The 4,212-nt window shown below is 49.0% G+C and carries 5 protein-coding genes; 2 read left to right on the top strand and 3 right to left on the bottom strand.

The window, feature by feature from the left end; genetic code table 11:
• Together KDK17_RS13735 and KDK17_RS13730 are read left to right on the top strand one after the other, a co-directional pair.
• Positions 1 to 757, top strand: a 757-nt coding sequence (locus KDK17_RS13735; RefSeq protein ID WP_257288290.1) for an enoyl-CoA hydratase/isomerase family protein, incomplete at its 5' end; no start/stop codon positions are given.
• 138 nt (positions 758 to 895) lie between these two features.
• Complete coding sequence (locus tag KDK17_RS13730) at positions 896 to 1,627, top strand: SDR family NAD(P)-dependent oxidoreductase (RefSeq protein ID WP_257281387.1); 732 nt, start codon at positions 896 to 898, stop codon at positions 1,625 to 1,627.
• 178 nt (positions 1,628 to 1,805) lie between these two features.
• Here KDK17_RS13730 and KDK17_RS13725 read toward each other — a convergent pair whose 3' ends face one another.
• The 3 genes from KDK17_RS13725 to KDK17_RS13715 form a co-directional block, all read right to left on the bottom strand.
• Positions 1,806 to 2,483, bottom strand: coding sequence for a type 1 glutamine amidotransferase domain-containing protein (locus KDK17_RS13725; protein ID WP_257281388.1), 678 nt, complete (start codon positions 2,481 to 2,483; stop codon positions 1,806 to 1,808).
• 18 nt (positions 2,484 to 2,501) lie between these two features.
• A complete protein-coding gene (locus tag KDK17_RS13720; RefSeq protein ID WP_257281389.1) occupies positions 2,502 to 3,659 on the bottom strand; it encodes an iron-containing alcohol dehydrogenase in 1,158 nt (385 codons plus the stop codon).
• Between the two features lie 18 nt (positions 3,660 to 3,677).
• Positions 3,678 to 4,212 (bottom strand): NADP-dependent oxidoreductase (locus KDK17_RS13715; RefSeq protein ID WP_257288289.1); only part of this gene is annotated, 535 nt, incomplete at its 5' end.

Genomic DNA, 4,212 nt, shown 5'->3' with positions numbered 1-4,212 from the left:
GATTATGGGGGGGGGCTTTGGCCTGATGGCGGGAGCAGACTTCCGGGTCGTGACCGACACTTCTGTCATGGCCATGCCAGAAATTACTATAGGGCTTTATCCGGACGTCGGTGGTTCATGGATTCTGAATCGCTTGCCCGCCAAAATAGGTCTGTTTATGGCCTTGACCGGATGTCGTTTAAACCCTGCAGACGCCATGTATCTGGGACTGGCTAACCGATTTATTGATCATGCCTTTAGAAAAAAAGTTCTGGAATCACTTCAGGCAGCTGACTGGTCTGAAGATCATTATCAGGTGGCCTCTGACGTCGTTCAGTATTATGCGGATAACAGTGCTGGCTGGTTGCCTTATTCTAAAATCAGGGAACATCGCGATCTGATTGCCCGTATGATGGGCAAGTCAAACCTTTCGGCAATCATTGCCGATTTGAAAGCGCTGGAAACGGAAGACAGCTGGCTTGAGCAGGCACGAAATATAGCTCTGACCGGCTCGGCTCTATCAGCTGTGATTGCCTATGAGCAACTGAAGAGGAGTCGCTATGACTCTTTGAAAGAAGTCTTTCAGAGTGAGCTGGTACTCTCTATCAACTGTGTGCTGAAAGGTGATTTGCAGGAAGGCGTCAGGGCACTGCTGGTGGACAAGGATAATCAGCCGCAATGGACTTATTCGGTGATTGAAGAGGTGACTCAGGAAAAAGTAGCAGATATGTTTGCCCCCCCCTGGGGAGAGTCAGCCAACCCACTGTCTAATCTCTGATGTGAGCCGATAGCTGGCTCAAAGCGAGTTGAGCCATAAGCTGAAGCTCGCTCCTTCAGGGTGAGTCGTTCGCATAAAATGTGATCCGGATACTCACCCGGATGCGTAGGAGGTAAAACTCATCAAGTTGAGGCTTTTATGAAAATATTGGTTGCTGGTGGCAGCGGAGGAATCGGCCGGTCTTTCGTCGAAGAGATCGTACGTGTAATGCCACAAGCGGAAGTGCATGCTACTTTTTTCAGAGGCTCTCCAGGTTTCGAAAACGCCCCGGAAGATAAACACCTCGAAAACTCCGTTTTATGGCGCAAGGCAGATCTTACCGATGCGGAATCTGTAGAACAACTTGCCAATAGCGTTGGGCCAATTGACTGGATTATTAATGCCGTGGGGATGTTGCATACATCGACTCAGATGCCTGAAAAATCGATTACTCAGGTAGATGCAGATTTTTTTCACAAGACAATGGCGGTCAATGTTCTATCCACTCTCTTTTTAGCGCGTTATTTCCTGAATAATTTTAAGGGCAGTGATTGCCCCCGATTTGTTGCACTGTCTGCAAGAGTGGGCAGTATTGAAGATAACCAGTTGGGTGGCTGGTACAGTTACAGGGCATCGAAAGCGGCTCTTAATATGGTGTTGAAAACATTCAGTCATGAGTGGCGAAGGAAAAAGCCTGATGGTTGTGTTGTGGCCATGCATCCGGGCACGGTTGATACTCAGCTTACCGAGCCATTTAAAAAAAATGTTCCACCTGAAAAACTCTTCTCTTCAAATCACTCAGTCCATCAGATGTTGGAAGTTATTCGTCGTCTAAGTTCTGGGCAGAGTGGTCAGTTCCTGGCTTACGATGGCTCTTCGATTCCATGGTAGTTGTTCGAAAATTTGATACTTTGTGATCATACCCTGAGCAATAATCCGGCCCCTCCCGGAAAGCCCGGGGCATAAATGACAAAGCTACTTCACAATTGACATTGAAAGATGGGCATGGAAATTTTCAAAGCCCGCTATGGAAAATTTCTGCCAAAGCAGGCCTTGAAGGTTGATAGCGTCAGGTGAGCATAGACAAGACAACTTCTGCAACAGCTTCTGAAGAGGCAGGATTTTGTCCGGTTACCAACAAACCATCGGTGATACAGTAGGGTGACCAGTCATCTCCCTGACTGTATTCAGCCCCTTTATTTTTGAGTTCATCTTCCAGAAGAAAGGGCACGACATCGGTTAACCCGACAGCGGCTTCTTCGCTGTTGCTGAAACCAGTGACTCGCTTGCCACTGACCAGCGGTGTATTGTCTCCTTTCACAGCATTCAGCAAGACGGCTGGTGCATGGCATACGGCAGAGACTGGTTTCCCTTGTTTGGCAAATGTCTCTATCAGGGCGACGGAGTGCTTGTCATGGGCCAGATCCCATAAAGGACCATGTCCACCCGGATAAAAGACGGCATCATAGTCGTCTGCAGAGACTTCAGACAACTTAACGGTATTCGACAGTTTATCTTGCAGGGCACTGTCAGAATCAAACCTCTTGGTGGCAACCGTCTGAAAGTCTGGCAGGGCACTTTTGGGATCAACAGGCGGTTGTCCTCCCGCAGGGGAAGCCAGAGTTATCTCAGCATTGTGATCCGCAAACACGTAGTAGGGCGCTGCGAACTCCTCGATCCAGAAACCGGTTTTCTCTCCCGTGTCTCCCAGCTTGTCATGGGAGGTCAGGACGAATAGCACCTTCATAAGTTCATCTCCATATGGTCAGGCGGCATGCCTGAGAATTTGGCTGGCTACTTCAGGAGTAATGTTCTGTTTTTCTCCCAACGCAGTCATTTTATGCCGTTTCAGCTGATCAACAAGGTCGGCGATGGCGCTTTCTTCGATGCCATAATCGGACAAACGAGTTCCAATGCCCATCTGTTCAAAGAAATCACGGGTTTTGTCGATGGCTGCATCCATCCTCTCCTGGTCGCTGCCCTCCTTAATGCCCCAGATCCTGTCGGCATACTGAAGCAGCTTGGACGCTTTCTCTTCTCTCATGACATGCATGACAGAGGGAAGCACGATCGCCAGTGTCCGGGCGTGATCCACTCCAAACAGGGCGGTGATCTCATGGCCAATCATATGAGTAGACCAGTCATGGGGCACACCCATGCCAATCAGACCATTCAGGGCCTGGTTTGCAGTCCACATGATCGTGGCTCTTGATTCATAATCCTGCGGTTGTTTGAGAACCACCGGGCCCTGCTCAATCAGGGTTGACAGTAAACCTTCGGCATAGCGATCCTGAACAGGTGCATTCTCACGGGTGGTGAGATACTGCTCCATTACATGAACAAAGGCGTCTACTACACCGTTAGCGGTCTGGCTTTGGGGAAGGCTATAAGTGGTTTCCGGATCCAGCACCGCAAATTGTGGATAGACTTCGGGACTGCTAAAGGCCAGCTTGTCATTCGTGGCTCTGCGGGTAATGACAGACCCGGAGTTGCTTTCCGAGCCTGTGGCTGGAAGGGTAAGAACATTGCCTGCAGGAATGGCCTGATGGATCCTGGCTTTGTCACTGAGAATGGTCCACGGGTCGCCTTCAAATGGAATAGCGGCGGCAATAAATTTTGTGCCGTCAATCACTGAGCCACCGCCTACCGCCAGCAAGAAATCAATGTTTTCCTGTTTTGCCAGAGCGACTGCTTCCATCAGTGTTTCAAAAGAAGGGTTTGGTTCAATGCCACCAAACTCGGTAATGGATGGGTGGTCTTTCAGGGCTTCCCTGACTTGATCAAGAGTGCCGTTCTTTTTAATGCTACCACCACCATAGGTGATCAGGATTCTGGCATTGCGCGGGATTTCATCAGTAATACGGGCGATCATGCCTTTGCCAAAATGAATGCGCGTTGGGTTGTGAAACGAAAAGTTTTTCATAAATGATCCTGATTCTAATTAACTGAGTTTAACGAGCATTTTGCCGGTATTAATGCCAGAGAAGAGGCCCAGGAAAGCCTCGGGGGCCTGCTCGATACCTTCAAAAACCGTCTCTTTCCAGGAGATCTTGCTTTCCTGTATCCAATGGCTCATTTGTTGAACAAATTCGGGGTAGTGGTCCCAGTGCTCAAACACAATAAAACCCTGCATTTTTAATTTTTTCACAATCATCTGTGACAGGTTAGCCGGTCCGGGAACAGGAGAGCTTGAGTTATACTGATCAATCATGCCACACACAGCTATGCGACCATGATCGTTCATGAGGTCGAGAGCGGCTTCAAGGTGCGGGCCGCCAACATTTTCAAAATAGACATCAATACCTTCAGGGCAGGCTTCGGCAATGGCATTGGCTAAATTGGGGGCGGCCTTGTAATTGACGACAGCATCTATTTTCAATTCTTCCTTCAGGTAGCGTGCTTTTTCATCGGAGCCAACACTGCCGGCAACATAGCAACCTTTAAGCTTTGCAATCTGGCAGACTGTGGACCCCACA

This window comes from Endozoicomonas sp. SESOKO2, from assembly GCF_024606245.1.
Lineage (GTDB): Bacteria > Pseudomonadota > Gammaproteobacteria > Pseudomonadales > Endozoicomonadaceae > Endozoicomonas_A.
The sequence above is the reverse complement of the archived record's forward strand: the minus strand, read 5'-3'. Positions and strand labels throughout refer to the sequence as shown.

Excerpts from the sequence above, each read along its gene's own strand:
- KDK17_RS13730 (WP_257281387.1), top strand. The coding sequence starts at position 896 with ATGAAAATATTGGTTGCTGGTGGCAGCGGAGGAATCGGCCGGTCTTTC.
- KDK17_RS13725 (WP_257281388.1), bottom strand. The coding sequence starts at position 2,483 with ATGAAGGTGCTATTCGTCCTGACCTCCCATGACAAGCTGGGAGACACG.
- KDK17_RS13720 (WP_257281389.1), bottom strand. The coding sequence starts at position 3,659 with ATGAAAAACTTTTCGTTTCACAACCCAACGCGCATTCATTTTGGCAAA.